20 protein-coding genes and 1 tRNA gene are annotated in these 26,322 nt (G+C 71.1%); 12 read left to right on the forward strand and 9 right to left on the reverse strand.

Annotated features, from left to right (window positions below; genetic code table 11):
• Positions 1 to 70: 70 nt before the first annotated feature.
• Positions 71 to 2,539, reverse strand: coding sequence for an excinuclease ABC subunit UvrA (gene uvrA / locus IE177_RS12475; RefSeq protein WP_190015334.1), 2,469 nt, complete (start codon positions 2,537 to 2,539; stop codon positions 71 to 73).
• Positions 2,540 to 2,776: 237 nt separating this feature from the next.
• Here uvrA and IE177_RS12480 point away from each other — a divergent pair, with 237 nt between their 5' ends.
• From IE177_RS12480 to IE177_RS12495, 4 genes are all read left to right on the forward strand, one after another.
• Positions 2,777 to 3,898, forward strand: coding sequence for a hypothetical protein (locus IE177_RS12480; protein WP_190015335.1), 1,122 nt, complete (start codon positions 2,777 to 2,779; stop codon positions 3,896 to 3,898).
• A gap of 296 nt (positions 3,899 to 4,194) precedes the next feature.
• A complete protein-coding gene (locus IE177_RS12485) occupies positions 4,195 to 5,370 on the forward strand; it encodes a glutathione-independent formaldehyde dehydrogenase (RefSeq protein WP_190015336.1) in 1,176 nt (391 codons plus the stop codon).
• Between the two features lie 315 nt (positions 5,371 to 5,685).
• Positions 5,686 to 7,860, forward strand: coding sequence for an FUSC family protein (locus IE177_RS12490; protein WP_190015337.1), 2,175 nt, complete (start codon positions 5,686 to 5,688; stop codon positions 7,858 to 7,860).
• Positions 7,861 to 8,084: 224 nt separating this feature from the next.
• Positions 8,085 to 9,305 (forward strand): metallophosphoesterase, encoded by a 1,221-nt coding sequence (locus IE177_RS12495; protein WP_190015338.1) that lies wholly within the window; start codon positions 8,085 to 8,087, stop codon positions 9,303 to 9,305.
• A 171-nt stretch (positions 9,306 to 9,476) separates the two neighbouring features.
• Here IE177_RS12495 and IE177_RS12500 read toward each other — a convergent pair.
• Positions 9,477 to 9,550, reverse strand: a tRNA-Met gene (locus IE177_RS12500).
• Positions 9,551 to 10,034: 484 nt separating this feature from the next.
• On the opposite strand from IE177_RS12500, the gene katG reads away from it, so the two are divergent.
• A complete protein-coding gene (gene katG, locus IE177_RS12505; RefSeq protein ID WP_190015339.1) occupies positions 10,035 to 12,227 on the forward strand; it encodes a catalase/peroxidase HPI in 2,193 nt (730 codons plus the stop codon).
• Between the two features lie 109 nt (positions 12,228 to 12,336).
• On the opposite strand, the gene IE177_RS12510 is transcribed toward katG, so the two are convergent.
• The 3 genes from IE177_RS12510 to IE177_RS12520 are packed head-to-tail and all read right to left on the reverse strand — an operon-like array spanning position 12,337 to position 16,858.
• Complete coding sequence (locus IE177_RS12510; protein WP_190015340.1) at positions 12,337 to 13,311, reverse strand: antibiotic biosynthesis monooxygenase; 975 nt, start codon at positions 13,309 to 13,311, stop codon at positions 12,337 to 12,339.
• Positions 13,312 to 13,316: 5 nt separating this feature from the next.
• The gene (locus IE177_RS12515) at positions 13,317 to 16,034 is read right to left on the reverse strand and encodes a molybdopterin-dependent oxidoreductase (protein WP_190015341.1); all 2,718 of its coding nucleotides are present in this window, start codon (positions 16,032 to 16,034) and stop codon (positions 13,317 to 13,319) included.
• A complete protein-coding gene (locus tag IE177_RS12520; RefSeq protein WP_190015342.1) occupies positions 16,031 to 16,858 on the reverse strand; it encodes an FAD binding domain-containing protein in 828 nt (275 codons plus the stop codon). Before IE177_RS12520 ends, IE177_RS12515 begins: the two co-directional genes overlap by 4 nt.
• A gap of 380 nt (positions 16,859 to 17,238) precedes the next feature.
• Here IE177_RS12520 and IE177_RS12525 point away from each other — a divergent pair, with 380 nt between their 5' ends.
• Complete coding sequence (locus tag IE177_RS12525) at positions 17,239 to 17,442, forward strand: cold-shock protein (RefSeq protein WP_016578941.1); 204 nt, start codon at positions 17,239 to 17,241, stop codon at positions 17,440 to 17,442.
• Between the two features lie 88 nt (positions 17,443 to 17,530).
• The gene (locus tag IE177_RS12530) at positions 17,531 to 19,147 is read left to right on the forward strand and encodes a DEAD/DEAH box helicase (RefSeq protein WP_190015343.1); all 1,617 of its coding nucleotides are present in this window, start codon (positions 17,531 to 17,533) and stop codon (positions 19,145 to 19,147) included.
• Positions 19,148 to 19,278: 131 nt separating this feature from the next.
• On the opposite strand, the gene IE177_RS12535 is transcribed toward IE177_RS12530, so the two are convergent.
• Both IE177_RS12535 and IE177_RS12540 read right to left on the reverse strand, forming a co-directional pair.
• Entirely contained in the window at positions 19,279 to 20,478 is a 1,200-nt protein-coding gene (locus IE177_RS12535) for a PP2C family protein-serine/threonine phosphatase (protein ID WP_190015477.1), read from the reverse strand.
• Between the two features lie 282 nt (positions 20,479 to 20,760).
• Positions 20,761 to 21,669, reverse strand: coding sequence for an oxidoreductase (locus IE177_RS12540; protein WP_190015344.1), 909 nt, complete (start codon positions 21,667 to 21,669; stop codon positions 20,761 to 20,763).
• 85 nt (positions 21,670 to 21,754) lie between these two features.
• Here IE177_RS12540 and IE177_RS12545 point away from each other — a divergent pair, with 85 nt between their 5' ends.
• Positions 21,755 to 22,732 (forward strand): ArsR/SmtB family transcription factor, encoded by a 978-nt coding sequence (locus IE177_RS12545; protein WP_229816032.1) that lies wholly within the window; start codon positions 21,755 to 21,757, stop codon positions 22,730 to 22,732.
• A 100-nt stretch (positions 22,733 to 22,832) separates the two neighbouring features.
• On the opposite strand, the gene IE177_RS12550 is transcribed toward IE177_RS12545, so the two are convergent.
• Both IE177_RS12550 and IE177_RS12555 read right to left on the reverse strand, forming a co-directional pair.
• The gene (locus IE177_RS12550) at positions 22,833 to 23,024 is read right to left on the reverse strand and encodes a DUF397 domain-containing protein (protein ID WP_190015345.1); all 192 of its coding nucleotides are present in this window, start codon (positions 23,022 to 23,024) and stop codon (positions 22,833 to 22,835) included.
• Positions 23,021 to 23,911 (reverse strand): helix-turn-helix domain-containing protein, encoded by an 891-nt coding sequence (locus tag IE177_RS12555; RefSeq protein WP_190015346.1) that lies wholly within the window; start codon positions 23,909 to 23,911, stop codon positions 23,021 to 23,023. The genes IE177_RS12550 and IE177_RS12555 overlap by 4 nt, the downstream gene beginning before the upstream one ends.
• Before the next feature lie 320 nt (positions 23,912 to 24,231).
• On the opposite strand from IE177_RS12555, the gene IE177_RS12560 reads away from it, so the two are divergent.
• The 4 genes from IE177_RS12560 to IE177_RS12575 all read left to right on the forward strand — a co-directional run bounded on the left by IE177_RS12560 (position 24,232) and on the right by IE177_RS12575 (position 26,282).
• On the forward strand, positions 24,232 to 24,456 hold the full coding sequence (locus IE177_RS12560; protein WP_190015347.1) for a DUF397 domain-containing protein: 225 nt from the start codon (positions 24,232 to 24,234) through the stop codon (positions 24,454 to 24,456).
• 88 nt (positions 24,457 to 24,544) lie between these two features.
• Entirely contained in the window at positions 24,545 to 25,012 is a 468-nt protein-coding gene (locus IE177_RS12565) for a hypothetical protein (RefSeq protein WP_190015348.1), read from the forward strand.
• 175 nt (positions 25,013 to 25,187) lie between these two features.
• Positions 25,188 to 25,637 (forward strand): ATP-binding protein, encoded by a 450-nt coding sequence (locus IE177_RS12570; protein WP_190015349.1) that lies wholly within the window; start codon positions 25,188 to 25,190, stop codon positions 25,635 to 25,637.
• Positions 25,638 to 25,712: 75 nt separating this feature from the next.
• Positions 25,713 to 26,282, forward strand: a complete 570-nt coding sequence (locus IE177_RS12575; RefSeq protein WP_190015350.1) for a dienelactone hydrolase family protein — start codon at positions 25,713 to 25,715, stop codon at positions 26,280 to 26,282.
• Positions 26,283 to 26,322 lie beyond the last annotated feature (40 nt).

Below are 26,322 nucleotides of genomic sequence, written 5' to 3' on the forward strand. Positions count from 1 at the left end.
GGTGCGCGAGACCACCCGGCCACCGGGTCGCGCCGCAGGTGCTCGGGGGTTCGCGAGCGCGATCCTGTCGTCAGGAGCGCGCGAGCCGGGCCGCGAGATAGGGCGCGGTGGCGCTGCGGCGGGCCCTCGCGACCTTGGCCGGCGGACCCGTCGCGACCACCCGCCCGCCCGCGTCGCCGCCGCCCGGACCGAGGTCGATGACCCAGTCGGCGGTGGCGATCGTGGCCAGGTCGTGCTCGACGAGGACGACCGTGTTGCCGGCGTCGACGAGCCGGTGCAACTGTCGCAGCAGCAGCGCGATGTCCGAGGGGTGCAGCCCGGCCGTCGGCTCGTCGAGCAGGTAGAGCGCGTGGCCGCGGCGGGCTCGCTGCAGTTCGGTCGCCAGTTTGATGCGTTGCGCCTCACCGCCGCTGAGTTCCGTCGCGGGCTGGCCCAGCCGCAGGTACCCCAGTCCCACCTCGCGCAGCGTCTCCAGACTGCGGGAGGCGGCCGGGACGGCGGACAGGAACTCGGCGGCGGCGTCGACGGACAGCGCCAGTACTTCCGCGATGTTCTTGCCGCGGTAGGTGACTTCCAGCGTTTCGGCGTTGTACCGGGCGCCTTCGCAGGTCGGGCACGGCGCGTAGGTGCCGGGCAGGAACAGCAGTTCGACCGCGACGAATCCTTCGCCCTGGCAGGTCTCGCACCGCCCTTCGGGCACGTTGAAGGAGAACCGCCCGGCCGAGTAGCCGCGCGCCCTGGCTTCGTCCGTCGCCGCGTACAGCCTGCGCACCGCGTCGAACATCCCGGTGTACGTGGCCAGGTTGGACCGGGGAGTCCGGCCGATGGGCCGTTGGTCGACCAGGACCAGCCGGTCGAACGACTCGACCCCCGACGCGTCCTGGACGTCGACCTCCAGCTGCGCCTCGTCGGGTTCCTCGGGCACGAGTCCGAGGTGGCCGCGGACGACCTCGGCGAGCACCTGCGTCACCAGCGTCGACTTTCCGGAACCGGACACGCCCGTCACCGCCGTCAGTACGCAGAGCGGTACGTCGACGGACACGTCGCGCAGATTGTGGCGGGAGACGCCGCTGAGGTGCAGCCAGCCGTGCGGTGTGCGCGGGCGGTGATCGAGCGGCTGGGCGCGCCCGAACAGGTACTGGCTCGTGGCCGACTCCCGGACCCGCTCGAGACCGGTGACCGGGCCGCTGTACAGCACGCGTCCACCGCCCTCCCCCGCGCCGGGGCCGATGTCGACCACCCAGTCCGCCCGCCGTACGACGTCCATGTCGTGCTCCACGACGAACAGCGAGTTGCCCGCCGCCTTGAGGCGGTCCAGCACGTCCAGCAGCGGTTCCGCGTCGGCCGGGTGCAGGCCCGCGGAGGGTTCGTCGAGGACGTAGACGACGCCGAACAGCCCCGAGCGCAACTGGGTGGCGATCCGCAGGCGCTGCGCCTCGCCGGGCGACAGGGTCGTCGAGCGGCGCCCGAGGCTGAGATATCCGAGGCCCAGGTCGAGCAGTACGTCGACCCGCGCGACCAGATCGCCGCAGATCCGGACCGCGACCTCGGTCGTCTCCCCGGATCGGGCGGTCGACGTGGTGGCGTCGGCCTCGGACCGCCCCGCGACGGGCCGCAGCAGCGCCACGACCTCGGTGAGCGGCATCGCGTTGATCTCGGCGATGCAACGTCCGGCGAAGGTCACGGCGAGCGCCTCGGGCCGCAGTCCGCTGCCGTGACACTCGGGGCAGGGCACACTCCTGACGAACCGGAGCGCCCGTTCGCGCATCTTCTCGCTCTTGGAGTCGGCGAGGACGTGCATGACGTGCTTGCGCGCGCTCCAGAACTTGCCCTGGTAGCCGTAGTCGACGCGGCCCTCCTCCGGCTCGATGTACACGGAGGGCTGCTCGTCCGTGTACAGCAGCCAGTCCCGGTCCTTCTTCCTGAGCCTGCGCCACGGGCGGTCGATGTCGATCCCCAGGCCTTTCACGACACTGCGCAGGTTGGCGCCCTGCCAGGCGCCCGGCCAGGCGGCGATCGCCCCCTCGCGGATGCTCAGCGAGGGGTCCGGGACGAGCAGGTCCTCGGCGACGTCGTGCACGACGCCCAGTCCGTGGCACTCCGGGCAGGCGCCGGCCGCGGTGTTGGGTGAGAACGACTCGGCTGCCAGCCGTGCGGCGCCGGGCGGATAGGTGCCGGCGCGGGAGTACAGCATGCGCAGCAGATTGGACAGCGTGGTGAGGGTGCCGACCGTCGAGCGCGAGCTGGGCGACCCGCGTCGCTGCTGCAGGGCCACGGCCGGTGGCAGTCCGGTGATCTCCTGCACGTGCGGTGCGCCGGCCTGTTGCAACAGTCTTCGGGCGTACGGTGCCACGGACTCGAAGTAGCGCCGCTGGGCCTCCGCGTAGAGCGTGCCGAAAGCGAGCGAGGACTTGCCCGAACCGGAGACGCCGGTGAAGGCGACCATCGCGTCCCGCGGAACGTCGACATCGATGTTCCGCAGGTTGTTCTCACCGGCGCCCCGGACACGCACGAAGGGGTCGGTCGCGTCCTCGTCCACCGTTCCTGACTACCCGATCGCGCCGCGAACCGCGCGACAGGCGCCGTCACCGGGCCCCGCTCCTGGGGGCGGTTGAGAGTGCTTCACCGTGGATGTGCCGACCGGGGGGCACGAGGAGATCCGACCGAACCGCCGGCACCTGCTGGCAGGAGCCAGCGTGTCACGCGGCGTCGGCGTTATCTCGCGGGGCATCCTGTGGCCACGTGCGATCGCGGGGGCAGCCGACGATAAGGAGTCATGCGGGTGTCGTCCCAGGACGTTACGGTCGTGGCTCTTCTGGCGGATCCGGATGCGCCGACGGAGATCGCGCAGCGCATGGCCCGGATGCTTCCCGATCGGCTCGCCGACAGGTCGGACCAGGGACGACGGTTCGACGTCGAGGTGGTCAGTGAGCCCTTCACCGCAGGGACCGAGGACCTGTCCACGTTGACGCGCCGGATCGTGGACCGCGGAAGTGAGGGGAACTGGGACATCGTCGTGGCCCTCACCGACCTTCCGCTGCACTCACACGGGCGCAAGCTCGTGGTGGATCTGAGTCACGAACACGGCTTGGCGCTGCTGTCTCTTCCCACGCTGGGGGGCTTCCGGCTGCAGACCAGGGCCCGGCAGGCCGTGGAAGAAGCCGTGCTCAGCTTGGCGGGCCCGCAGGCCACCGGGCCCGAGGGGCCTCCAAAAAGTCAGCCGCTGCGGGGGCCCTTCATCGGTCGTCTCGCGCCCATCCATCCGGGCCAGGTCGGTGAGGAGGAGATCGCCGATCTCCGGTACGTCGTCAGCGGGCCGCGCGGTTACCTGAGGGTCCTCTTCGGTATGGTCCGCGCCAACCGGCCTTGGCGGTTGGTGCCGGGTCTGTCGAAAGCCCTGGCGGCCGCACTCGCCACGGGAGCGGTCGCCACCGTGAACTCCACCATCTGGACCCTGGCCACGTCCCTGAGCACGCCACGCCTGGTGATCGCCATGGTCGGGTCCGTCGCGCTCATGATCGGCTGGCTGATCGTGGACGCGAATCTGTGGCATCGAACGGATGAGGTCTCGCATGAGGCGAGGAAGAGGGCGGCTCTCTACAACGCGTCCACGGTCATGACCGTCGGTATCGGGGTGGTCGTCTGCTACGTGGGGTTGGTGGTCATCAACCTGGTGTGGGCGCTGTTCATCCTCAACGACCGGGTGTTCGCTTCCACGACACGAACCCCGCTGCACACCACGGAGTACTGGACCTTGGCCTGGTTCGTCGCTTCGGTCGCCACGGTGGGCGGCGCGCTGGGATCGGGCCTCGAGAGCGATGAGGCGATCCGGGCAGCCGCCTACTCCAAGCGCGAACAGGAGCGTCGCAGCGTGCTGCAGGACGACCACCGTGACTAGCTGGTGACCTGACTCGGAGAGGCGTCCACGCTTCGGTGGCCGTCCCCGGTACGAAACAACCGCTGATCGATCGGTGAAGGGTCGTTTCGTGCCGCATGGGGACGGGGACCCGCACCGCACGCCGCCGAGTGCTGAAGCTCGCCGAGCGGGCCGGCGGCAAAATCACCGTTCCCCTCACCAAGGTGAACGGGCCCTGAGGCGTGCCGGAGCCACGGACCCCGTCGCAGCACTTGCAAGAGTCGGGTTCTTCGCGCCCTCTCCATCACCGCCAGGCCGCGACACCACGGGAAGTCACCATGAAAGCAGCGGTATACGAAGGACCGCGAACGGTCACAGTGAAGGACGTACCGGACGCGAAGATCGAACACCCCTGCGACATCATCGTCAAGATCACCACCACCAACATCTGCGGTTCGGACCTGCACATGTACGAGGGCCGCACCTCGTTCGAATCCGGCCGCACCCTGGGCCACGAGAACCTGGGCCAGGTGGTGGAGGTCGGCTCGGCCGTCCGCAAGGTCCAGGTCGGCGAGTACGTGGTCCTGCCCTTCAACATCGCCTGCGGCTTCTGCAAGCAGTGCGAGCAGGGCCTGACCAACTACTGCCTGACCATGCAGCCGGAACCCGCCCTCGCCGGAGCCGCCTACGGATTCGCCGACATGGGCCCCTACCAGGGCGGCCAGGCGGAACTGCTGCGCGTGCCCTACGGCGACTTGAACGCCCTGCGTCTGGGCGAGGACGCCGCCGAGCGGCAGACCGACTACGTCATGCTCGCCGACATCTTCCCCACCGGCTATCACGCCACCGAGATGGCCCACGTCAAACCGGGCGACCAGACCATCGTCTTCGGGGCCGGTCCCGTCGGGCTGATGGCGACCTACTCCGCCCTCCTCAAGGGCGCCGGCCGCGTCTGGACGGCCGACCACCAGCCCGACCGGCTGCGCAAGGCGGAGGAACTCGGGGCCATCCCGATCAACACCGCCGAGCAGAACCCGGCGGACGTCGTCAAGGAGGCCACCCTCGGTCTGGGCGCCGACAACGGCTGCGAATGCGTCGGCTACCAGGCACACGACCCCCAGGGACACGAGGACGCCAGCCTCACGCTCAACGGCCTGATCGACTCGGTCAGGTTCACCGGCCACATCGGCGTGGTGGGCGTGTTCCTTCCCCAGGATCCCGGCGGCGCGGAGGCCCAGGGTGAGCTGGAGGCGCAGGGCAAGGTTCCGATCGACTTCGGGATGATGTGGTTCAAGGGCCAGCACATGGGGACCGGGCAGGCGCCGGTGAAGAAGTACAACCGGGCCCTGCGCGACCTGATCGCCGGCGGGAAGGCGAAGCCGAGCTTCGTCGTCTCCCACGAACTCAGCCTGGACGAGGCCCCCACCGCCTACGAGCACTTCGACGCCCGTGACGAGGGCTGGACCAAGGTGGTCCTGCACCCCGACGGACACGGCAACGGCCACAAGCGGTAGGAGACCCGGGGCCGTCGTGCCCCCTGTCTCTCCTGGACCGGTCCGGGGGACGGCTGGCGATCTGCCCGTCCCCCGGACGGGGCCGGGGGCAATCGCCGCGCTCCGGCCGGACCTGGACCAACAACGATTGCCCGCGCCCCGGCCTGGAGGACGGACGGCGGACGTGCAGAAGTGTCCGCAGTGGCAGCACCCCGTCCAGCGGCTGCGGTCGCCAGCCGGCCAGCGGGCCGTGTGGGAGGCTTCCTTGCCCGACGGTTGCCGCACCTCGACCAGGCCGACGCGACGCGGCAGGGCGTTCCGGCCAGGCGGACACCCGTGACGTGGCTGCGGGCCTTCGGGGAAGTCGCGCGATCTGGACTCAAGGTCGAGGAGACGCGACTGGAGCCCCTGCTGGCGCTGCGTGCGGCCGCTGGGGTGGCGATCGTCATCGGGCCGGCGCTGTGGCTGGTCTCCCCTGCGTATGCCGCGTCCGCCGCCCTCGGCGCCTACTCCGCGGGTGGGGCCACCTTCCAGCGCAGCTGGCGTCCCCGCAAGGTGGTCGCGCTCGGCGCGGGCGCGGGTCTGGCGCTCAGCACCTTCGTGGGCTACCTGGCGGCGGGGCGACTCGTGACGTTCCTGCCGCTGCTGGCCGTATGGGCCTTTGCCGCGGGAATGGCGTGGGCCGTCGGATCGACCGCCGGGATCGTCGCAGCGACGACCGTGGGCAGCATGCTGGTGACCATCACCTTGCCCACGAGCATCGGGCGAGCCCTGGAGCACGCCGGGGTCATCGCACTCGGGGGCGTGACGCAGGCCGTGCTGATCCTGCTGTTCCCGATCCGGCGTTGGGGAGCGCATCGTGACGCGCTCGCCGACGCTCTGGCCGCCGTGGCGGACTACGCCCGCCGGTTGCGGCACGACCCGGCCGCCCCGTTCGACCCGGAGCCGTTGATGACGGCACGGGACGCGGCTTCCGTGACGCCGTCACAGGCCCGCACCCGTCCCCCTGTCCTGCACGGCCCCCGGGGACTCGCCGAGCGCATTCGGCCGGTGGTCGCGGCGCTCGCCGACCCGGACGTGGGCGCTCCGGCGGAGGGACCCGGGCGGGACCGCGCGCGGGAGTTGCTCGACGCCGCCGCCGACGTCCTGGACGCGGCCGCCCGTTCGATCCGACGCGGCACTCCCGCCGAGGTGCGGCCCGAGAGCACCGACGTCCTGCGCGTCGACGAGGAGCACGAGGTGCTGGAGGGCCCCGCGCGGCAAGCCGCCGGGCGGCTCGTGCAACTGCTCGGCGAGGCGTTGGAGATCGCCCGGAGCGGCTGCGCGCGCGGAAGGACGCCCGCGCCTCCCAGCCCCGCGGGCGCCCAGTTCCTGGTGCGCCCGACAATGCTCCGGCTGGTCCCGGTCGTCGTCCGGGCGGTCCGCCGTGAGACCCGCCGGGACTCACCCGTGTTCCGGCACGCCGTCCGCCTGGCGGCGGTGACCGTGCTCGGCTACCTGATCGCCGCCCGGCTACCCCTGGGCCACGGCTACTGGGCGCCCATCGCCTCGGTGATGGTGATGCGGCCGGACTTCCACCGGACGTACGCGCGTGCGGTGGCCCGTCTCGCCGGGACCCTGGCGGGGGTCGCGCTCGCCACCGGCGTGGTGCGGGCCCTGGGCCCGGACGCCCATGTGTCCGGCGCGCTGGCGGTGGTCTCGGCGGGCCTGTCGTACACGCTGAACCGTACCGGTTACGCCTACTCCCAGTGCTTCACCGCCGCGTACGTCGTCTTCCTGCTCGGCATGGGCGGCCAGGCATGGGAGCAGACGGTCCCGGAGCGGGTGGTGCTCACCCTGCTCGGCGGGGCCCTGGCGATGCTGGCCTACGTGGTGTTCCCCGCATGGGAGACACCCCGGCTGCCGGGCCGGCTTGCGGACTGGCTCGCCGCCAACGGCCGCTACGCGGCCGCGGTGCTCCGCGACTACGCCGAACCGACCCAGGAGCGTCACGCCGACATGCGCAGGGCACTGCTGGAGAGCAGGGAGGCACGTGCCGCCTGGCAGGAGGCATACGACCGGGCACGGCAGGAACCGGTCCGCCCCAGGGGTCTGACGTCGCGCGAGGCGCAGGAGGCGCAGGAGGCGCTCAAGGGGTTCGGCCGCGCGGCGATGCTCATGGAGAGCCACGTCCCGCGGGCCGACAGCCGTTTCGTCCCCGAGGCGGAGCGATTCGCCGAGGCCCTGGAGACGGACACCGCGAAGGCGGCCGTCGCCGTGCGCGAACACAGGAATCCGGACTGGGGACGCGTGGAGGAGGCGCTCCACGCGTGGGACGCCGCCGCCGGCAACGGGAGCCCGGTCGTGCGGCGCGAAGCGGAACTGCAGAAACGGGCCTTGGAAGACCTCGCGACAGCCGTGAGCCGCACAGCCCTGGAACGCGACGTCGGCTCTGCCCGCGAGGAGCAGCGGGTGCGGGCGACCCTGGCTGCGGAAGGTAACGGATCAGGGCCCGCGCACCGGGGTGGGTGACGGCGCCGGCGACGGAGAGCGCCGCGCCTCATGGAACGGGAATGGGCGATGGGCGGCGCAGGAGGCCCCTGCCGCGGGCGCAGGTCAGCAGACCGGACGCCATCCCGGCTGCTGCTGACCACCCTTTGCCGGCCTGAGGGGCCGCCCAGTGAACGCCGGCCCGGCCGGCCCGGGGGTGACCGGATACAGTGCGCGGGACGGCAGCCCGGTCAGGGAGGGGAAGCATGACCGACACCAGCAGCACCCGGCCCGCCGAGGGGGAAGCGCGGGCACCGCGGCCGAGCCGGCTGCACCGCCTGATGCGCTACATACCCCTGATCGCCCCGGTCCTGCTGTGGGCCGTGCCCTGCTGGGTGCTCCTGTACACCGGCCAGCACTGGCCGCTGCCCGTCACGCTGGTCGGCACCGCGCTGTTCGCCCTCGGCCTCGTCGGCATGCCGCTCGCGATGGTGCGCGGCCACGGCCGGCGCCAGCAGGACCGGGCGGCGATCGCCGGTGACACCCTGTTGGGGGCCAGTTGGGTCCTGTTCACCTGGTCCGTTCTTCTCGGCGCCGTCCTGCGGCTCGTCCTGACCGCGGCCGACGTCGGCGGGAGTCAGGACCGGGCCCGAATCGTCACGTGGGCGGTCCTCGGCGTAAGCGCCCTGATGCTCGCCTGGGGGTACGCCGAAGCCCGTCGTGTGCCCCGCGTGCGCCGGCTCGACGTGCGACTCCCCCGACTCGGCGCCGGGTTGGACGGCCTGCGCGTAGTCCTCATCACCGACACGCACTACGGCCCCCTCGATCGCGCCCGCTGGTCGGCACGGGTCTGCGAGACGGTGAACACCCTGGAAGCCGACCTGGTCTGCCACACCGGCGACATCGCGGACGGCACGGCCGAACGCCGCCGCGCCCAGGCCGTTCCGCTCGGTACCGTGCGGGCCACCCGGGCCCGTGTGTACGTCACCGGCAACCACGAGTACTACAGCGAGGCCCAGGGCTGGGTCGACCTGATGGACGAGCTGGGCTGGGAGCCGCTGCGCAACCGCCATCTGCTGCTCGAACGCGGAGGCGACACCCTCGTCGTCGCCGGCGTGGACGATGTCACCGCCGAGTCCTCCGGCCTGGCGGGCCACCGCGCCCACCTCGCCGGAGCCCTGGACGGCGCCGACCCAGGCCTGCCCGTCCTGCTCCTGGCACACCAGCCCAAGTTCGTCGACCGGGCGGCGGCCGCCGGCATCGACCTCCAGCTCTCCGGCCACACCCACGGCGGCCAGATCTGGCCCTTCCACCATCTGGTCCGCCTCGACCAGCCCGCCCTCGCCGGCCTCAGCCACCACGGCACCCGCACCCTCCTCTACACCAGCCGGGGCACGGGCTTCTGGGGCCCGCCGTTCCGCGTCTTCGCGCCCAGTGAGATCACCCTGCTCGTCCTGCGCAGCCCGCACGTGCCCACCTCGCCGTAGACGGCACGGGCCGACACGTCCGCTTGGAGGGTGCTCGAGCTTGAGGGGTGCGGCGTCGACAGAAGCTCTGTTCTGACGTCTTCTGCGACCGCGGTGCCCTGTCCATCCAGAGCCAGGTCCGCACGACCCACGCAGTGAAGGCCCGGTGGACACCGGGCCTTCACGTCTGAGTAGCGGGGACAGGATTTGAACCTGCGACCTCTGGGTTATGAGCCCAGCGAGCTACCGAGCTGCTCCACCCCGCGTCGGTACGGTGAACTGTACGGCACCGACCAGGATCTACCCAATCGAGTTGTAGCGGGAGTAGCGGCGGTGGCCGCCTTCGGAGCGCAGGGGGGCGATCAGGCGGTGTTCGCCGAGGGCGCGGAGGCCTCTTCTTTCGGGACGCGTCAGGGGGCCCGGGTGCCAGGACGGCACCGGGCCCCGAGCTTTCAACACCATCTACCGGCGCTCTGCGCCGGACGCGGGAGGTTGATCACCGGCGCTTCCGAACCATCGGTCGAGGGGTCCCACGCCTTACGGCCGCCGCCTGCTGGGCGAGTCCGGGGTCTGCCGAATTGCATTCGGCTCGCACTGAAAGGCGGCAAGCGAGCGGAAAGGCCGCCCTTTTCCCTCACCTCTGTCATGCGGGGTGCTCCGCGTGTTTCATAGAGGTGTGGTCCGTGGTGCGCGACCATACCGACGCGGCACAACATCTTCTCCAGCACCGAGACAGGAAGAAGGACGGGCATGTCCGGCAGTGAAAGCGAGAATCCGGCAATCCCTTCACCGACGCCCACACCGACTCGACGGCCCAGGACGAACCGGGACTGGTGGCCGAATCAGCTGGACCTCCAGGTTCTCCACCAGCACTCTCCCCGGTCCAATCCGATGGACGAGGACTTCGACTACGCGAAGGAGTTCGCGACCCTCGACGTCGACGCGCTGAAGCGCGACGTCTTCGAGGTGATGACGACATCCCAGGAGTGGTGGCCCGCCGACTACGGTCACTACGGGCCGCTCTTCATCCGGATGAGCTGGCATGCCGCGGGGACGTACCGCATCGAGGACGGCCGCGGCGGTGGCGGCAGCGGCGCACAGCGCTTCGCACCCCTCAACAGCTGGCCGGACAACGCGAGCCTGGACAAGGCGCGCCGTCTGCTGTGGCCGGTCAAACAGAAGTACGGCCGGAAAATCTCCTGGGCCGATCTGCTGGTCTTCGCCGGAAACTGCGCCATGGAATCCATGGGATTCAAGACGTTCGGGTTCGGATTCGGACGGCAGGACATCTGGGAACCCGAGGAGATCTTCTGGGGACCCGAGGACACCTGGCTCGGAGACGAGCGTTACAGCGGCGACAGGGAACTCACCGGTCCGTTCGCCGCCGTGCAGATGGGACTGATCTACGTCAATCCGGAGGGGCCCAACGGGAATCCTGACCCGCTGGCCGCCGCCCGGGACGTCCGGGAGACGTTCGGCCGCATGGCGATGAACGACGAGGAGACGGTCGCGCTCATCGTCGGCGGCCACACCTTCGGCAAGTGTCATGGCGCGGTCGACCCCAGTTACATCGGCCCGGAACCCGAGGCCGCCGCCATCGAGCAGCAGGGCCTCGGCTGGCGGAACACCTACGGCAGCGGTGCGGGCCCCCACGCGCTCACCAGCGGTCTGGAGGGTGCGTGGACCACCGAGCCGACCAGGTGGGACAACGGCTATCTGGACAATCTCTACGGGTACGAGTGGGAGCTGACGAGCAGCCCGGCCGGCGCCCACCAGTGGACTCCCACCGATCCCGCGGCCCGGGACATCGTGCCCGACGCCCATGACCCGTCGAAGCGGCACGCCCCCATGATGCTGACGACGGACCTCGCGCTGAAGGTGGACCCGGTCTACGGGCCGATCACGAAGAGGTTCCACGAGAACCCGGACGAGCTGGCGGTGGCGTTCGCCAAGGCGTGGTACAAACTGCTGCACCGCGACATGGGCCCCGTCTCGCGCTACCTCGGCCCGTGGATTCCCGAACCGCAGCTGTGGCAGGACCCGGTTCCCGCCGTCGACCACGAACTGGTCGGGGACGAGGACGTCGCCGACCTCAAGGGCAGGATCCTGGCCTCGGGCCTCTCCCTGTCCCAGCTGGTCACCACCGCCTGGGCGTCGGCGGCGAGCTTCCGCGGCACCGACAAGCGCGGCGGGGCGAACGGAGCGCGCATCCGGCTCGCGCCGCAGAAGGACTGGGAGCTCAACGACGTCCCCGAGGTGACCGAGACGCTGCGCACGCTCGAGGGGATCCAGGAGGACTTCAACCGGTCCCGGACGGGCGGGACGCGTGTCTCACTCGCCGACCTGATCGTTCTCGGCGGGTGCGCGGCCGTCGAGCAGGCCGCGAGGAACGCCGGGTACGACATCAGGGTCCCGTTCGCACCGGGGCGTACGGACGCCACGCAGGAGCAGACCGACGCGGCGTCGTTCGCCGTGCTGGAGCCCAGGGCGGACGCCTTCCGCAACTACCTTCCGGAGGGCGAGAAGCTGTCGCCGGAGACCCTCATGCTGGACCGCGCCAACCTGCTGACGCTCACCGCTCCCGAGATGACGGTGCTGGTGGGCGGCATGCGGGCCCTGGACACCGGCTTCAGGGGGTCCTCCCACGGTGTTCTCACCGACCGGCCGGGGCTCCTGACCAACGACTTCTTCGTCAACCTGCTCGACATGGGCACGGAGTGGAAGGCGTCGGCCACGGACGAGAACGTGTTCGAGGGCCGGGACCGCGCCGGCGGCGAGGTCAAGTGGACCGCCACCGCCGTCGACCTGATCTTCGGCGCGCACTCCCAGCTCCGGGCCGTCTCGGAGGTCTACGCGTCCCGGGACGGGGGAGAGAAGTTCGTACGCGACTTCGTGGCGGCGTGGAACAAGGTCATGAACCTCGACCGGTTCGACCTCGCCTGAGTCCGGCGTCCCGGCCGGCCCTCGGCGGCCGGCCGGGACGTGGAGGACAGGTCCGGCCGGCGGTCGGCGGGCGTGCCGACTCACCCGTGCGCCGTGTCGCCGCCGCCGGTCAGGGCAGGGTCCACAGCCGGACCGTGGCGAGGTAGAAGACGACGGCCCAGAAGGCGATCGCCAACGCGACGACGGCGAGGCCACGGAGGTTGGACCTCACCGCCGGTTCGTCCGGCGGCGGCCGCAGCCATCGCCCGAGCAGCGGGTTCACGTAGTAGGGCATCGTCAGGAAGCTCATGATGAGGCTCGACAGCAGGTTGCCCACGAGCAGGCCGATCCAGAGCGGCATGTGCAGCGGGGACAGGGCGAGCGTCAGCAGCACGACGGTCGGGTACAGGCCGACCCAGATGGCGAGGGAGGTCCTGGTCTCGGAGGGCGGTGGCGCTGCCTGTCTTCCGTTGCCCTCGAAGGCGAACCAGCTGCCGAACGAGTTGTCGATCGTGTGCAGCGCGAAGTCGCTGAACTTCTCTCCCTCGGCCAGGATCCGCTGCCGCTGGGGCGACGTCAGCCAGGCGTCGAGGTGCTCGGCGCTGTCGTAGCGGTACAGCGTGGTCCACTCCTCCTGGAGCCCCTCGATGGGGCGGAAGAGCTCGGTCCCGCGGAACCCTTCGAACTTGCTCTCCTCCTCGACCAAGCGGTGCTGCCAGTCGAGGAAGGCGTCCACCTGGTTCGGGGCGACGCGGTGGGTGACCACCACGGTGACCAGCGGATCCAGGGACCGGGTGCCGCTGCTGACCACCTGCTGGGTCGCCGGACCGTCGAAGTACCTGGCGCCGACGTCGAGATACGTCTGCCTGGTCCCGCTGTTGATCCACGCCTGCAGGTGCGCCACCGAGTCGAACCGGTACACCACGACCCACTCGGGTTGCAGCGGTGTCGGCGGGGAGATCTCGGCGCCGAGGAAGCCGGGGTAGTAGGTGGCCGCGGTGTTGAGGTCCTCCTGCCAGGACTCGTACTCCCGTTCCAGTCCGGGCAGGACCTTCTGGCCGATGATCGCCGTCGCCGCGGCGGCCGCGCTCCTTCCGGTGTCCATGCGGCTCAGCCCGCCGGCACCGACTGCTCCGCGGGGAGTCGGCCGTATACGCGTTCCGGGGTCAGCGGCAGGGCGCGGAAGCGGACGCCCGTCGCGTCGTGCACCGCGTTGGCGAGCGCGGGGGCCACCGGGTTGATGCAGCACTCGGCCATCCCCTTCGCCCGCATGGGCCCCACCGAGTCCGACGAGCCCACCAGGAGGACCTCGGTGCGGGGGACGTCGGCGTAGGCGGGGATGCGGTAGTTCCGCAGGTTGGGATTGACCATCACGCCGTTGGCGTCGACGTGGTGGTTCTCGGTCAGCGCGAAGCCGATCCCCTGGGCGACGCCGCCCTCCACCTGTCCCCGGACCTGCGCCGGGTTGATGATCACTCCGGCGTCCGCCGCGTGCACGCTGTACAGGATCCGTATCTCGCCCGTCACGCGGTGCACGGCGACCCGGAAGCCCTGCGTGTTGGAGGTGACGCTCCGGGGCGAGCCGTACGCCTTGCGTGCGGCGGTGAAGCGGATGCCGCGCGTGCGGGCCAGCGCGACGAGTTCGGCCAGCGGGACCCGCCGGTCCCCGCAGACGACACCGTCGTCGTCCATCGCGCACATGACGACATGGACGCCGGTGTGCGCCGCGGCGAACTCCAGGATCCGGTCGCGTACGGCGTTGGCCGCGCGCAGGACCGCGTTGCCCGCGACGAAGAGGCCGGCGCTCGCGAAGGCGCCGGTGTCGAATCCCGTGCGGTCGGTGTCGGACTGGACGAGGCGGATCCGCGAAGGCGTCGTGCCCAGCTGGCTGGCCGCGATCTGGACGTGGGCCGTGGAGGTTCCCTCCCCGAACTCGGGGGTTCCGACGGCGAGTTCGTAGATGAGGTCGTCGCCCAGGGTGACCCAGGCCTCGGAGATGTGTTCCGTCGGGGGCGCGGTCTCGTGCAGGGAACTCGCCACGCCGGCTCCGACGAACCACTCGGGGCCGGGAGGCGGCAGGCCGGCGGTACGGGCCAGGGCGTCGCCCACCATGTCGACGCACTTGGCGAGCCCGTCCTCGGTGAAGACGACGTCGTCGGGGCCGTCGTGCAGGGCGACCAGGGGCTCACCCGGCCGGACGATGTTGCGCCGGCGCAGTTCCAGCGGGTCGAGGTGCAGGGCACGGGCCAGTTCGTCCATCGCCGACTCGACCGCGAACGCCGGCTGCGTCATCCCGTACCCGCGCAGCGCCCCGCTCGGCACGGTGTTGGTGTAGACGGAGTACGCGTCGTACTTCTTGTTGGGGCAGCGGTAGATCATGACGGCGGCTCCGCCCGCGTACAGCGTCTCGCCGCCGTGGTTCCCGTAGGCGCCGGTGTTCGACACGTTGCGCACCTGGAAGGCGGTGAGCGTTCCGTCGGCCTTCGCGCCGAGCCTGACGGTCAGGGTCATCGGGTGCCGCGGGGAGGCCGTGGTGAACTCCTCCTCACGGGTGTACTCGAGACAGGTGGGCCGTCCGGTGTCGAGGGTGGCCAGTGCGACGAGGTCCTCGGCGATCACCTCCTGCTTGCCGCCGAAGCCGCCGCCGACGCGCCTGCAGAACACCCTGAGCTGATCCGGGCGCAGCGCGAACAGGTACTCCAGTTTGACCTTGGCGATCGACGGTGACTGCGAACTGGTGCGGACGTTCAGCCTGCCGTTCTCCATCCAGGCGAGGGCGCCGTGGGTCTCCAGGTGCGCGTGCTGCACGCGCGGTGAGAAGTACGTGCCCTCGTGGACCACGTCGGCCGCGGCGAATCCGGCGTCGACGTCCCCGATGTGCGAGTGGAGTTCGAGCAGGATGTTGTGGGCGGGGTCGCGGACGAACGGGTCGTGGGAGCCGTGCAGCCGGGGTGCGCCGTCGGCCATGGCCGCCTCCGGGTCGAACACCGCCGGCAGCACCTCGTACTCGACGGCGAGACGCCGGCAGCCCTCCTCCGCCGCGCCGACCGTGTCGGCGAGGACCGCGGCGACGCGCTGGCCGGCGAAGCGGACCGTGTCGTCGAGGATGTAGGTGTCGTCCGGGTCGACCAGGTGGTCGGTGTGGATAGCCGTGGTGAAGCGTCTGCGGGGCACGTCCTCCCAGGTGTAGACCCGGTGCACGCCGGGCACCGCGAGGGCGGCGCTCCTGTCGATCGAGAGGATGCGGGCGTGCGCGTGCGGCGAGTGCAGCACCTTCAGGTGCAGCATGCCGTCGATGTGCGTGTCCATGGTGAACTCGGCGTGCCCCGTCACCACGTCATGGCCGGCCGGAGCGCCGACGCTCGTCCCGACGGCCTTGCCCGGCGCGGCCTGCTCCACCGCGCTGACGCCCATCACGGCGTCCTCGATCGCCCGGTATCCGGTGCAGCGGCAGAGGTTGCCCTTCAGCGCCCTCGGCAGGTCCGCCTTCTGCTCCTCGGTGAGCGTCGCCGACGTCATGATCATCCCCGCGGTGCAGAAGCCGCACTGGAAGCCGGGGGCGTCCTCGAACTGCCGCTGCATCGGATGCGGGGCGCCGGGCCGTCCGAGGCCCTCGATGGTGGTCACCTCGTGGCCGTCCGCGCGGAACGCGGGGGTGATGCAGCTGTGGACCGGCGCGCCGTCCAGCCACACCGTGCAGGCGCCGCAGTCGCCCGCGTCGCACCCCTTCTTGACGCCGAAGTGACCGAGTTCGCGCAGGAAGGTGCGCAGGCACTGGCCGGGCGCCGGCTCCTGGCCGAACTCCCTGCCGTTGACGATGTAGTTCATGCCAGGTCCCCTGCCGTGAGTTCGCGGCGGATCTCCTCGGCGAAGTGCCGTGTCAGGTGCCGGCGGTGGTCGGGGGTGCCGTTGGGATCGGCGAACCAGACACCGGCCGGCAGGGCGTCGATGCTCTGCCGCAGGGTGCGGGCGTCGGGCAGGGAGTCGAAGGCGATGCGGACCGGCCGCGTGGTGCCGGCCGTGACGGTGAGGGCCAGGTCGCTCGCTCCCCGCCGTTGCGTGCCCACGAGGAACACCGTCGAACGGCCGAGCCGGGTCAGTGTGAAGCGGCGGTGCGCGGTGCGTCCGCGCAGCGCGTACCCCGGGATGGTGACGCGCCGGAGGATCTCGCCGGGGGCGAGGACGTTGCGGTGGTCGCCCGTGACGAAGTCGAGGGCGTCGACGAAGCGGACGGAGCCGTCGGGCGCCCACAGCTCGTACCGCGCCTCCAGCGCGACGGTCAGCGTGATCATGGGGCCGGCGGGCAGGGACATGCAGATGTTCCCGCCGACGGTCGCCGCGTTCCAGACCTTGAACGACGACAGGAAGGCCTCGCAGCTCTTGCGGAAGAGGATCGCGGCGGTCCAGTCCCGGGGCCACGGGAAGGCGTACAGGTCGCGGATCGTGCAGGTGGCGCCGATCTCCAGGCCGTCGTCGGTGGGCACTACGGGTTCCCAGGGCAGCGCCGTCAGGTCGATCAGCCGGCGCAGGTCCGGCTGCTCCGCGGAGTAGAGCCACGTTCCGCCTGCGAGCCAGGCGTCGCCGTCGTGCCAGTCCGCGCCCGGCCGCTCGGACGGTCGCCGGACTACTTCGGTGATGGTGTTGAGGTCCATGAGCCGACCTACGGGGGAACGGAGTGCGGGAAGGCGACGGCCCCCTGGCCGTGCTGGAGCGGGTCTCCCGCTGGTCGAGCGGGTACCGGCCGCCGTCCCGTGCCGTTCGGGGCGGCTTAGCCGCCCGAGGGACCGGCAGGCCCGGACACGTTTGTCACAGTTTATCCCAGTCCTGTTCGCCGGGCAGGGCGCGGACGGACCGACGGCACCCCCCGCGGGCACCTTCGCCGCGCCGACCCGCGAGCTGTGCTAAGCTTCTGGTGTTGCAGTTGTGGTACCCATGAACCTATGTGCGCCTGACGGGAATGTTTCTCCATCGGGCGCATTAGTTGTTTTCCGGCTTCTCCGGATGGGGCCTCTGCCTACAGAAGGAGAATGTCATGGCACAGGGAACCGTGAAGTGGTTCAACGCCGAAAAGGGTTTCGGCTTCATCCAGCAGGACGGCGGCGGCCCCGACGTCTTCGCGCACTACTCGAACATCCAGTCCCAGGGCTTCCGTGAGCTCCAGGAGGGCCAGCGGGTCTCGTTCGACGTCACGCAGGGCCAGAAGGGCCCGCAGGCGGAGAACATCGTCCCCGCCTGATCGCCGGACGCGTAATCCGCTCACCGGGGTTCGCACCGTCATGGTGCGGACCCCGGTTTGTGCTGTTCTCAGAAAGGCAGTCAACTGCATGACCCGCAGGCCCCAGAAGCCGAACCGGCGCGCCTCGTCGCCCCGCCCGTCCGCGTCGTCGCCGAAAGAGTTCCGGCTGCCGGAGAGCACGACACCCGCACTTCCCGCCGTCGAGGACTTCGCCGCTCTCGACATGCCCGCGGGGCTGCTGAAGACCCTCACCGCGCAGGGCGTGACCACGCCGTTCCCCATCCAGGCGGCCACGCTGCCGAACTCGCTCGCCGGCCGTGACCTGCTGGGCCGGGGACGCACCGGCTCCGGCAAGACCCTCGCGTTCGGGCTGGCGCTGCTGGCCCGTACGGCCGGGCTGCGAGCGGAGCCCAGGGCCCCGCTCGCCCTCGTGCTGGTGCCCACGCGTGAGCTGGCCCAGCAGGTGACGGACGCGCTGACCCCCTACGCGACGGCCGTGAACCTCCGGCTGGCGACCGTGGTCGGCGGGTTGTCCATCACCAAGCAGGCCGCCACGCTCCGGCGCGGCGCCGAGGTGGTCGTGGCGAGCCCGGGCAGGCTGAACGACCTGGTGGAACGCGGGGACTGCGTGCTCGACCAGGTGCGCATAACGGTGCTGGACGAGGCCGACCAGATGACCGACATGGGCTTCCTGCCGCAGATCACGAAGCTGATCCAGCAGGTGCGGCCCGACGGGCAGCGGCTCCTCTTCTCCGCCACCCTGGACCGCAACATCGACCGGCTGGTGCAGCGGTTCCTGACCGACCCCGTGGTGCACTCCGTGGACCCGTCCGCGGGAGCGGTGACCACCATGGAGCACCACGTGCTCCACGTGCAGGACGAGACCGACAAGAAGGCCGTCGTCACGCGCATCGCGGCCCGTGACGGCCGGGTCATCCTCTTCCTGGACACCAAGAGGTCCGCCGACCGGCTCGCCAAGCGGCTGCTGGCCGTCGGTGTCCGCGCGGCGGCACTGCACGGGGGCCGCTCGCAGCCGCAGCGCAACCGCACCCTGGAGCAGTTCAAGAACGGCGAGGTCACCGCCCTGGTGGCGACGAACGTCGCGGCCCGGGGCATCCACGTCGACGACCTCGACCTCGTCGTCAACGTCGATCCCCCCACGGACCACAAGGACTACCTCCACCGGGGTGGCCGCACGGCCCGCGCCGGCGGTTCCGGCAGCGTGGTGACGCTGGTCCTGCCCGAGCAGAAGCGGGACGTGACCCGGCTCATGTCGGACGCGGACATCCGCCCGCGGACGGCCCGTGTCACGTCGAGCGACGCCGCACTGGCCACCATCACCGGCGCCCGCGAGCCCTCCGGTGTGCCCGTGACCATCGAGATCCCCCGGCCTGCGACGCCGGAGGTCTCCCGCGCGGAGCGCAAGCCCGGCGCCAAGCCCGGCGGTCGGTCCGGCCGCCGGCGCCGCGGCGGTGGTGGCGGCGGCGGCGGCGAGGGCAAGACTGCGACGGGTACCGACAACAGGGCGGGGAGCCGGGGATCCGGCCGTCCCTCCGTGGGCGGCTCGACGGCCGGCACCGCCGCCGGCAAGGCAGTCCGCGCGTCCGGGCGGCGTTCGGCGGCCGACGGGGCCAGGGGCGGCGCTGCCGCATCGGGCGGCCGCGGCCCGGACCGCCGGGGCGGCCGCCGCACCTCCGCCGGCTGAGGAACCGGCCGGCGTCCCTCGCGGCCCGGCGGGAGACCGTCGTCCGGCGTGCGCCCTTCAGGGGGCCGCGACGCCGGGCCGGCGGTCCCGCGGTGCCGGGCTCGCGGTGCCGGGCTCGCGGTCCGTGGCCGTCAGGCGTTGGAGCCGCCGTGGGTGTGGCGCAGTCCTGAGCGGCTGCCGTGCCAGTCCAGCACCATGGTGGTGGCGTCGTCCGCCAGCTGGCCCCCGCACGCGGCGTGGACCGCCGCGATCATGGCCTGGACCACTTCGCGGGGGTGTTCGCCGCGTGTGTCGTGGATGAGTGCCGGCAGGTCGACCGCGGCGGCGCGGCGATCGTGCATGCCGTCGGTGATCAGCACCAGGCGGTCGCCCGGCTCCAGGAGGAGCCGCTGCACCTCGTAGGTGACCGGGGCGGGCATCCCGAACGGCATATTGATCTTGAGGGCCAGCTCCTCCACGCGGTCGCCGCGCAGCCGCAGCGGCCAGGGATGACCTGCGTTGACCAGTTCGCAGACGCCGCTGTCCAGCTTCACGCGCAGCAGCTGGCCGGTGGTCATGCCGCGGGCGTTGCCGGTGATCGCCCGGTGGGCGGCGTACGCCTGGTCGGTGAGGCTGCGGCCTGAGCGGCGGGCTCCGCGCAGGGCGGCGACGGTCAGCGTGGCGAGCAGCGCGGAGGCCGTGTCGTGGCCCATCGCGTCCGTGATCGACAGGTGCAGGGTGTCCTGGTCGAGGGCGTAGTCGTAGGTGTCGCCGCCGATGTCGTCGGCCGGGGCCAGGCCGCCCGCCAGGGTGAACTGGGCCGCCTCGCAGCAGGACGCCGACGGCAGCAGCTGGTGCTGGATCTCCGCCGCCAGGCTCACGACGGTGGTGCGCCGGCCCCAGTGGTACAGGTCGGTGAAGCGGCGGTCGGTGACCACTATGTAGGCCAGCGCGTGCGCTGCCTCCACCACCGCGTCACGGACCGCGTCGTCCATGTGCGGCACCACGAGGTCCAGCACGCCGATGCAGTCGCCGCGGTTCGTCACCGGCGCCAGCAGTCGGTAGCCGCCCTCCCCGTCGTCCTCCTGGTAGAGGCGCTGGGTGCGCAGCACCCGGTCGTAGAGGCTGCCCTCCAGCTCCATCCGCTCCGCCTCGCCGCGTCCGTTCCCCGCACGGTCGGCTCTGGGCAGGCGGATGGCCTGTCTGCCGATCATGTCGACGAACAGGAACGACACCTCCGCCGCCGACAGCCGCTTCTCCAGGTTGCGGGCCACCACGTCCACGGACTCCACCGGAGCGGCGTCCTCCGCCGCTCGCAACACCTCGTCCAAGCCCAAGACCTCACCACCGATCACAGGCACCTCCCCGATTCACACACCCCGGGTTCCCCGCAGCCCCGGCCTGGATGCGGGCCCCGGCCCAGCTCTCACCACGGCGACTTGCCGAGGCACCGGGCAGTCAACTGTCGAATCAGCTTGTCGACAACGTCAACGAAGAGTGGTCGCAGCACTGCGTTCCTGTCGTCGTTCGGTACCTCCGCGAGGCGGTCAGCGACATCGGGCGGGCGGCGGCAGCGGGCACGGCAGGCGGGCCGATCAGGAGAAGCGGGTCAGGACGTCATCGGGGTGACTTGGTCAAGCGGTTGTGTGCTGGAGGGAATCCAGGTCGGCCAGTTCGTCCTCGGAGAGGCGTAGAGAGCCGGCCACCACGTTCTGGGCGAGGTGGTCGAGGTCGCCGGTGCCGGGAATGGCCAGGACGTGCGGGCCGCGATGCAGCGTCCACGCCAGCCGGACCTGGGCAGTGCTCACTCCCCGGGCGTGAGCGAGGGTGTGCACCGTGCCGCTGTCGTCGGCAGGGGCGCCGGCGGTTCGTCCAGTACCTGCGATCGAGTAGAACGGCACGAACGCGACGCGTTGTTCACCACAGATGCGCAGGAGGTCTTCCTGTTCGGGCGAGGCGCCGATGCCGTACATGTTCTGGACGCAGACCACCGGTGCAATGGCCTGGGCCTCGGCGAGGTGGTGGGGACGGACGTTAGAGAGGCCCAGGTGGCGGATGAGTCCGGCGTCACGCAGTTCGGCGAGCGCGCCGAAGCGTTCGGCAATGGAATCGGTGCCGACGATGCGCAGGTTGACCACGTCGAGGTGGTCACGGCCGAGCTGGCGCAGGTTCTCCTCGACCTGGCAGCGCAGTTGCCCAGGGGTGGCGTGTGGCAGCCAGGCACCTGATGGGTCGCGGCCGGGTCCGACCTTGGTGGCGACGACGAGATCGTCCGGGTAGGGCGCGAGGGCGCGATTGATCAGTTCGTTGGCGGAGCGCAGCCGTGAGAAGTAGAACGCGGCGGTGTCGATGTGGTTCACGCCGAGCTCGATCGCACGGCGCAGCACCTTGATCGCCTGATCGCGGTCGCGCGGGACGGCGTCGGGCGCGAACGCCTCGCCGTGCTGAGTGAGGCGCATCGCGCCGAAGCCGATCCGGTTGACTACGCGGTCGCCGAGCTTCCAGGTGCCCGATGCCGCCGCGTTGATCGTCTGTGAGGTCATGGCGGGATGATCGGCGCACGGTAGCCTGGCGGGCCATTGATTAACGCATACCTGAATCGATTGAGGGGCAGTTGTCGTGGCGGAGCTGGCGTTCTCAGCGAACGATCTCGCGATAGTGCGGTTCGCCATCTCGCCGATGTGGGAGGTCGCGCCCAGCTTCCGCCTGCTGACATCGAACACGGCGCATCCGGTCCACCGGCGCTGGGTCGAGCAGGTGCGGCCACGCGTGCTGGCAGCCGGCCTGGACCGCGGGTGGCTTGCCGAGCTGATCGGATCCTCCGGCTACGTGCCCGACTTCCTCAACCCGGCACCCGACCAACCGGCCCCCGCACCGGCGTCGGAGTGGGAGGCGATCTTGGCCTCACCCGCAGACCGGGTACGCCAGGACCTTGACCACCTCGCTCGCCACCAAGGACATCTCGGCCCACGCCTATCGAGCCTTCGTGCCGATCCGCCCTCCGGGCTGACCAAGGTCACAGAAGAAATCGAAAGGTATTGGGAGTTGGCGCTCGCCCCTTACTGGGCACGGATCAGGGCGGTACTGGACGCCGACATCTTCCACCGGGCCCGCACAGTCGCCGAGCACGGAGCGGGCCACGCCCTCAACGACCTGCACACCTCGGTGAGCTGGGACGACAACGCACTCACGCTGGTTCACCGGAAACAAAACACGCCCCGCCAGTCCGCAGGCGCGGGACTGCTGCTGATCCCGTCCGCATTTACCGGCCCCGGCCTGCGCACCCGGGTGCGACCGCCGGACCCACCACAACTCGCCTATCCAGCAAGAGGCATTGGCACACTATGGGAAACGCGGCCTGCCATCGGCGCCTGCACCCTCGCCCCCGTCCTCGGCCGCTCACGAGCTCTGTTACTGACCGAACTGGATACCCCGGCCTCCACCACTGAACTGGCCCACCGCACCGGACTGTCGCCGGCCGGGGTGTCCCAAAACCTCGTCGCGCTACGCAACGCGGGTCTGGTCAGCGCCCACCGCGTCGGCCGTTCCGTCCTCTACGCCCGTACCGCTGCCGCGGAAGCCCTCCTCGAAGCCGCCTTCACCTGAAGGCCCAGACAACACCCCCCGGAGGACTTCGAGCCCGGATCACTTAGCACTGCGGAAGCGTGCCGCCCACCTCTCGGCGGACGGCACGCCATCTCGTCGTTCAGCGCTCCGACGCGAACCGTACGAACTGCCCCCAGCCTTCGCGGCCGACGGCGAAGGCCGGGCGGGCCACGTCCTTGGAGTCGCGTACGTGGACGGCCTGGTCGGCGATCGCGACCTCCACGCAGCTGTCGCCCTCGCTGCCGCTGTAGCTGGACTTGAACCAGGCGAGTTCCGACTTACCGCTGCTCATAGCTCTCCTCGCAGTCGCTCCAGCAGGTCCCGGGATTCTGTGGGAGTCAGGGCCTGCGAGCGCAGTGTGTCATAGCGTTGGCAGAGCACAGTCACCTCTTTCGCGTCGGAGATCAGCCGCCCGTTCTTCTGTCCCTCGGAGTACCCGAGCCGTCGCCCCTCCGACGTCTCCAGAATCTGTAGGGGCCCATCCAGACACGCGTGCAACCGAGCTTCTACCGGCACCACCTGAAGCGTCACATTGCGCGGGGCGGTGAGTTCAAGGACATGCTCCACCAGGCCGCGCATCGCCTCCGCATCCCCGAATAGCCGCCGGAACACATGCTCCTCGACGATGAAGCTGAACGGCACTGTCGGCCTCTCCCGCATCATCGCCTGCCGCTCCATTCGTGCGGCGAGCTGCATCTCCAGCTCCTCGTCCGTCCGCAGCGGGATCGTCCCCTCGAACACCGCCCGCGCGTACGCCTCCGACTGCAACAGCCCCGGCACCAGCCGGCACTCATACGTGCACAGGCTCACCGCCTCCCGCTCCAGGCGAGCCCACCGCCGGAACCACGCCACCAGCCCCGCCTCTCCCCGCGTCAGATGCCGCGCGGCCTTCCGCAGTGCCCCCGTGTTTCCCAGGGCCTCCTCCGCCCGCTCCACGAACGCCTCGTCCGGCATCCGGCGCCCCAACTCCACCGACTCGACCGTGTGCTTGGAGTACTGGACCCGAGCGCCCAGGTCGACCCGGCTGAGCCCCGCGTGCTCGCGCAGCGCCTGGACGACGGCGCCGAACGTCCTCAGGCTGTCCGACGGATGCGGCTCCCGCTCCCACTCCCCCGCCGGAACCGCCCGCGCACCGGCTCCGCCTCCGGCCGCCTCCCCCTCGACTCCGACCACGTCCATCCGCCGCCCCTTTCCTCTCCTCCGGACCGCACCACGACGGCTCCTCGCGCCGTCCGCGTTCACCTCCAGCCTGACGGATCATCAGACGTACCGTCCACTCTTCGTGTCCGTACGCTGACTCAGCGTACGGGGTGCCACACTCGTCCCCGCCCCCGTCCGACCGCCACCCTGAGGTCACGGAGAGCCAGGAGAAACCGTCCGCGCACACCGCTCACCTGCGGAAACAGCGCGGCGGCCGCCCTCGCTCCCGTGAACTGCCGCCCGCCACGGGCGGCGGCGGCCGGTCCTGGCCGTGTTCGGACGAACTGGAAGGTGCAGTCATGCGGAACGGAACCAACCTGTACGCGCTCGACATCAGCGGGGCCTCTTTCACGAAGGCGTGCGGCGGCCCCTGCACCGAGGGATGCGTGACCCTGGCCCGGATCGGCGAGGACGCCTGGGCCCTGGGCGACAGCAAGCGGCCGGACGCGCAGCCGCTGCGGTTCACCACCGAGGAGCTGGACACCGCCGGTATCGACCCGGCGCGCTTCGGCCTCGGCGTCTGACCCTCCCCTCCCCCCTCTCTTCCCTACCGCCGGCCGGGCCGGGCCCTCCCCCGTGCCCGGCCGGCGCTCCTCGAAGCGGGAACAGCCCATGCACCACCACGCCTACCTCTGGACCGGCCCGAAGGCGCGCTTCGACGACGAGGCCCTGCGGCGGCCCCCGCACCCCGATCCGCCCCCGGCCGGCGGCAGGCCGGAACTGATCGAGCGCTACCGCCAGGTGGCCGCGGAGTTCCGGACGTCGGACCTCCCGCCCCTGGAGACGGCGTACTGGCTCGTCAAGCCCCGCTCACTGGTGCGGGGCACGTGGGACGAGGCGAAGGAGGCGGCGGCCTGGCTCGGTGAGCGGCTGGCCGAGTACGCGCCCCGGTTCGCGTCGGAGAGCGACCGGGACACCGCGCGCCTGGCCCGCCTGGTGGACTCCGCCGCCGAGCGGCTGGACTCGGGCGCCGACGTGTCGTACGGCTGCTACCTCGAACGTCCCGCGTACCTGTCCCTGTCCGTGGTGACCTGCTCCCCGAACCGCACCATGCCCGAACTGGCGTGCCCATGCGCGTAGTCGATGACCGGGGTCTGCCCGGACCGCACCGGGACCGCCCTTCGCGCCGCCCCGCGCCCACCACCCGGCGTGCCGGAGAACCCGGCGCACCCTCGGCTCCCCGCCTCCGTACGCTGACCCGGCGTACGGGGCGCGGCGCTCGTCACCGCCCGTGCCCGGCCGCCACTCTGGCGTCATGAACCACGCGACACCCCAAGTCGGCGCTCCCGTCCGCACCTTCACGCAGCTGCTGTCGTCCACGCGGCGCGGCGCCCGGCTCGCCCGGCTGCTCGCCGTGACCGAACTGCGGTCCTGGGGCGCCCCGCAGGACCTGACGGAGCGTGCCGAACTCGTCGTCGCGGAGCTGGCCGCCAACGCCGCCCTCCACGGCCGGGTGCCCGGCCGCTGCTTCCGGCTCACGCTCCACCTCGACCCGCCCACCGGCCGCCTCCGCGTCGAGATCAGCGACGCCCACGGGGACCTCCACCCGCACATCGATCCCCTGGGCGTCGACCCCGACGCCCTCTCCACCTCCGGGCGCGGCATGGCACTCGTCGCCGCCCTCGCCGACCACTGGGACACCGTCCCCTACCCGCCCAGCGGCAAGACCGTGCGGGCAGTGCTGACGGCGCCGGCCGGGGTGTGAGCGGGCGCTGACCGGCACTGTGCGGATTACTCTGCGGTTCCGGATCACCGCTACCTGTACGCAAGGGGTTTGGGCATGGCAGAGGTCGTACTGTTCCATCACGCGCAGGGGCTGACCCCCGGAATCGTCGCCCTCGCCGAGGAGCTTCGCGCGGCCGGTCACACCGTCCACACGCCCGACCTGTTCGAGGGGCGCACCTTCGGCTCCCTCGACGAGGGGATGCGCTACGTGGAGCAGGTCGGGTACGGCGAGATCACCGAGCGCGGCGTCCGCGCGGCCGAACCGCTGTCTCAGGACAGCGTGTACGTCGGCATCTCGCTCGGCGTGCTGCCCGCCCAGAAGCTGGCGCAGACGCGGGCCGGCGCTCGGGGCGCGCTCCTGGTGGACGCCTGCATCCCCGTGGCGGAGTTCGGTGCGGCATGGCCCGGCCATGTGCCGGTGCAGGTGCACGCGAAGGAAGCCGATCCGTTCTTCGCCGAGGACGTCGACGCCGCCCGTGCGCTCGTCTCCGGCAGCGCCGACGCGGAGCTGTTCCTGTACCCCGGGGACGAGCACCTGTTCGCGGACGATTCGCTGCCGTCCTACGACCCGGAGGCCGCCAAGCTCCTGACTCGGCGGGCGATCGAGTTCCTCGAGTCGCGCTAGCGACAGGGGGCGCGCCTGTCGCGTTAGGCACGGAAGTTGA

It is taken from the genome of Streptomyces lucensis JCM 4490 (assembly GCF_014650035.1).
Classification (GTDB): domain Bacteria; phylum Actinomycetota; class Actinomycetes; order Streptomycetales; family Streptomycetaceae; genus Streptomyces; species Streptomyces lucensis.

Bases quoted from the DNA above. Each gene is read 5' to 3' on its own strand.
- IE177_RS12495 (WP_190015338.1), top strand. From the start codon at position 8,085: ATGACCGACACCAGCAGCACCCGGCCCGCCGAGGGGGAAGCGCGGGCA.
- IE177_RS12530 (WP_190015343.1), top strand. From the start codon at position 17,531: ATGACCCGCAGGCCCCAGAAGCCGAACCGGCGCGCCTCGTCGCCCCGC.
- IE177_RS12520 (WP_190015342.1), bottom strand. From the start codon at position 16,858: ATGGACCTCAACACCATCACCGAAGTAGTCCGGCGACCGTCCGAGCGG.
- IE177_RS12570 (WP_190015349.1), top strand. From the start codon at position 25,188: ATGAACCACGCGACACCCCAAGTCGGCGCTCCCGTCCGCACCTTCACG.
- IE177_RS12550 (WP_190015345.1), bottom strand. From the start codon at position 23,024: ATGAGCAGCGGTAAGTCGGAACTCGCCTGGTTCAAGTCCAGCTACAGC.
- IE177_RS12540 (WP_190015344.1), bottom strand. From the start codon at position 21,669: ATGACCTCACAGACGATCAACGCGGCGGCATCGGGCACCTGGAAGCTC.
- katG (WP_190015339.1), top strand. From the start codon at position 10,035: ATGTCCGGCAGTGAAAGCGAGAATCCGGCAATCCCTTCACCGACGCCC.
- IE177_RS12565 (WP_190015348.1), top strand. From the start codon at position 24,545: ATGCACCACCACGCCTACCTCTGGACCGGCCCGAAGGCGCGCTTCGAC.
- IE177_RS12525 (WP_016578941.1), top strand. From the start codon at position 17,239: ATGGCACAGGGAACCGTGAAGTGGTTCAACGCCGAAAAGGGTTTCGGC.
- IE177_RS12560 (WP_190015347.1), top strand. From the start codon at position 24,232: ATGCGGAACGGAACCAACCTGTACGCGCTCGACATCAGCGGGGCCTCT.
- IE177_RS12480 (WP_190015335.1), top strand. From the start codon at position 2,777: ATGCGGGTGTCGTCCCAGGACGTTACGGTCGTGGCTCTTCTGGCGGAT.
- IE177_RS12555 (WP_190015346.1), bottom strand. From the start codon at position 23,911: ATGGACGTGGTCGGAGTCGAGGGGGAGGCGGCCGGAGGCGGAGCCGGT.
- IE177_RS12510 (WP_190015340.1), bottom strand. From the start codon at position 13,311: ATGGACACCGGAAGGAGCGCGGCCGCCGCGGCGACGGCGATCATCGGC.
- IE177_RS12485 (WP_190015336.1), top strand. From the start codon at position 4,195: ATGAAAGCAGCGGTATACGAAGGACCGCGAACGGTCACAGTGAAGGAC.
- IE177_RS12575 (WP_190015350.1), top strand. From the start codon at position 25,713: ATGGCAGAGGTCGTACTGTTCCATCACGCGCAGGGGCTGACCCCCGGA.
- IE177_RS12515 (WP_190015341.1), bottom strand. From the start codon at position 16,034: ATGAACTACATCGTCAACGGCAGGGAGTTCGGCCAGGAGCCGGCGCCC.